At 71.5% G+C, this 2,836-nt stretch carries 4 protein-coding genes; all 4 read right to left on the bottom strand.

What is annotated here, in order from left to right; all coding sequences use genetic code 11:
- Window positions 1-24: 24 nt before the first annotated feature.
- The 4 genes from ACIKT0_RS16410 to ACIKT0_RS16395 are packed head-to-tail and all read right to left on the bottom strand — an operon-like array spanning window position 25 to window position 2,729.
- Window positions 25-939, bottom strand: coding sequence for a metal ABC transporter solute-binding protein, Zn/Mn family (locus ACIKT0_RS16410; RefSeq protein WP_407106453.1), 915 nt, complete (start codon window positions 937-939; stop codon window positions 25-27).
- Window positions 940-952: 13 nt separating this feature from the next.
- Complete coding sequence (locus tag ACIKT0_RS16405) at window positions 953-1,825, bottom strand: metal ABC transporter permease (RefSeq protein ID WP_407106452.1); 873 nt, start codon at window positions 1,823-1,825, stop codon at window positions 953-955.
- On the bottom strand, window positions 1,822-2,607 hold the full coding sequence (locus ACIKT0_RS16400; RefSeq protein WP_407106451.1) for a metal ABC transporter ATP-binding protein: 786 nt from the start codon (window positions 2,605-2,607) through the stop codon (window positions 1,822-1,824). The genes ACIKT0_RS16405 and ACIKT0_RS16400 overlap by 4 nt, the downstream gene beginning before the upstream one ends.
- Complete coding sequence (locus tag ACIKT0_RS16395) at window positions 2,604-2,729, bottom strand: hypothetical protein (protein ID WP_281375324.1); 126 nt, start codon at window positions 2,727-2,729, stop codon at window positions 2,604-2,606. The genes ACIKT0_RS16400 and ACIKT0_RS16395 overlap by 4 nt, the downstream gene beginning before the upstream one ends.
- Between the last annotated feature and the right edge of the window lie 107 nt (window positions 2,730-2,836).

The following is a 2,836-nucleotide window of genomic DNA, read 5'->3' as shown; positions in this document are numbered from 1 at the left end:
TGGGGCAGCCGCGTTGACAGGCGGTTAGCGGGCCTGGGCCGCGCTCTGCGCCGCCACCGCGTCGGCGATCTGATCGATGTTGTGGCGCATCAGCGCCAGATAGGTCGACGCCGGCCCGTCCGGGCCAGACAGCGCCTCGGGGTACAGCTCGCCGCCCGGCCGCGCGCCGGTCGCCTCGGCGATCTGGCGCATCAGCCGCGGATCGTTGGAGTTCTCCAGGAAGTAGACCTTCACGCCCTCCGCCCTGATCTGCCGGATCAGGGCCGCGACGCCGCCGGCCGACGGCTCGGCTTCGGTCGAGATCCCCTGCGGCGACAGGAAGGTCACGCCGTATTCACGCCCGAGATACCCGAACGCCTCGTGGCTGGTCAGCACCTTGCGCTTTTCCGGCGGCACGGCGTCGAAGCGCGAATGCCCATAGGCGTTCAGCGCCTTCAGCTCCTCCGAATAGCGCGCGGCGTTGGCCTTGAAGGCGGCGGCGTTCTTAGGATCGGCCGCGGCCAGCGCCTTCTCGATATTGGCGACCCACACCAGCACGTTGGACGGGCTGTTCCAGACATGCGGGTCGGTGACGGTCTCGCCGTGCTCCTGCATGGTCGCGGTCTTGACCCCGGCCGAAACCGCGACCGGCCGGCCCTTGTAGCCGGCGGCCTTCGCGAGCCGCTCGAACCAGCCCTCGAGCCCGTCGCCGGCCACGAAGGCGACGTCGGCGTCCTTGAGCGCGCGGGCATGATCGGGGGCCGGCTCGAACTCGTGCGGATCGCCGTTCGGCGGCACCAGGCTCCGGACCTCGACATGCTCGCCGCCGACGTTCTTCACGACGTCGGCCAGCACCGTGAAGCTCACCACCGCCTTCAGCGGCTCGGCGGAGGCGGCGGCCGGGGCGCACAGCGCCGCGACCGCCAGGAGGGCTGCGGACAGCCTCGAGACTGCGTTCATGGAAAGCGTCCTCTCAGGCTGAGAGATGGGGCCGCCGGACGAGCCGGCGCAGCGCGCTCGAGGGCCCGGCGAGCAACGAGGCGGCGTAGATCACGCTCGCGGTCAGGATGATGGTCGGGCCGGAGGCGACCCCGAGATGGAACGAGACGATCAGCCCGACGAGGCCCGAGACCGCGCCTACGCCGACCGCCACCGCGAACATCGCCGGGAGGGTCTGCGCCCAGAGCCTCGCCACCACGGCCGGAAGCGTCATCATGCCGACCGCCATCAGGGTGCCGAGCGCCTGGAAGCCGGCGACGAGATTGATCACCACCAGGAACATGAAGAGCAGGTGGTAGACCGGCCCGCGGCCGCCCACGGCGCGCAGGAAACCGGGATCGAAGCATTCCGCCACCAGCGGCCGGTAGACGGCCGCGAGCGTCAGCAGGGTGAGCGAGGCGATGCCGCCGACCAGGCAGAGCGACTCCGCGTCGATCGCGAGGATCGTGCCGAACAGGACGTGCAGCAGGTCGACGTTCGAGCCCCGCAGCGAGACGATCAGCACGCCGAGCGCGAGCGACGCCAGGTAGAAGCTCGCGAAGCTCGCGTCCTCGCTGAGCGCGGTCGTCCGGCTGACGAGACCCGACAGCAGCGCGACGCTGAGGCCCGCCACCAGCCCGCCGAGCCCCATCATGGGCAGCGACAGGCCGCCGGCGATCAGGAAGCCGATCGCGGCCCCGGGCAGCACGGCGTGCGCCATGGCGTCGCCCATCAGGCTCATCCGGCGCAGCATCAGCAGCACGCCGATCGGCCCGGAGCCGAGGCTGAGCGCGAGCGTCGCGACCAGCGCGCGGCGCATGAAGCCGTAATCCACGAACGGCTCCAGAAGCGCGGAATAGAGCGTCATGCGTGGTCGTGCGTGTGAGCGTGGGCGTGACCATGCGCATGGGCGTCCGGCCGGCAGGGCGGCGCGCCCTCGTCCCAGCTTTCCGCCATGGCGCGGGCGCGCAGCAGGTTCGCGGGCGACAGGGCGGAGGCGGTCGCGCCCCATTCGATCGGCTCGCGGGCGAGCAGCAGCGTCTCGGGGAAGTGCGCGCGCACCTGCTCGAAATCGTGCAGCACCGCGATCACGGTGCGGCCGTCGCTGCGCCAGCGCCGGATGATCTCCAGCAGGTCGCGGGTGGTGCGGGCGTCGATCGCCGTGAAGGGCTCGTCGAGCAGGATGACCTTGGCGTCCTGCATGAGCAGGCGCGCGAACAGCACGCGCTGGAACTGCCCGGCGGAGAGCGAACCGACATGGCGCCGCTCGAAGCCCTCGAGGCCGACCGCGCTCAGCGCCCGCCGCGCCTCTTCGGCGATCCCGCGCGTCATGCCGCCGAACGCGCCGGTGCGCCGCCAGGCGCCGAGCGTCACGGCGTCCGCGACCGAGATCGGGAAGCGCCGCTCGATCTCCGCGGCCTGCGGCAGATAGCCGAACTCCCGCACGGAAAGATCGCCGCGGTCGATCGCGCCCTCGCTCACCGGCAGCTCGCCCATCAGGGCCTTGAGCAGCGTCGACTTGCCGGCCCCGTTGGGCCCCGCGATCGCGGTCAGGCTGCCGGGCGCGAACGAGCCCGAAAGATGATGCACGGCCGGGTGCCGGTCATAGGCGACGGTGACGTCGCGCAGGCTGATCGCTCCGCCGCTCATGGCAGCGCGATCGCCCATGCGATCGCCCCCCACAGCAGCACGAGGACGGCCGCCGCGGCCGCGACGCGCCGCGCCGCCGGCTGCGCCAGCATCGAAGACAGGAACGGATCGCGAGACGCCATGCGGGCTCCTTCTTCGCGATCGATATATGTAACATTATAACATTACAAGCGGCCAGCCGGCCGTGCTCCCGCGGCGCGGCGCCCCGGCTGGCCCCGGCGGAGATCGG

The organism is Hansschlegelia beijingensis, assembly GCF_045505405.1.
Lineage (GTDB): Bacteria > Pseudomonadota > Alphaproteobacteria > Rhizobiales > Methylopilaceae > Methylopila > Methylopila beijingensis_A.
This window is presented reverse-complemented; position numbering and strand designations above follow the sequence as displayed.

Excerpts from the sequence above, each read along its gene's own strand:
- ACIKT0_RS16410 (WP_407106453.1), bottom strand. The coding sequence starts at position 939 with ATGAACGCAGTCTCGAGGCTGTCCGCAGCCCTCCTGGCGGTCGCGGCG.
- ACIKT0_RS16405 (WP_407106452.1), bottom strand. The coding sequence starts at position 1,825 with ATGACGCTCTATTCCGCGCTTCTGGAGCCGTTCGTGGATTACGGCTTC.
- ACIKT0_RS16400 (WP_407106451.1), bottom strand. The coding sequence starts at position 2,607 with ATGAGCGGCGGAGCGATCAGCCTGCGCGACGTCACCGTCGCCTATGAC.
- ACIKT0_RS16395 (WP_281375324.1), bottom strand. The coding sequence starts at position 2,729 with ATGGCGTCTCGCGATCCGTTCCTGTCTTCGATGCTGGCGCAGCCGGCG.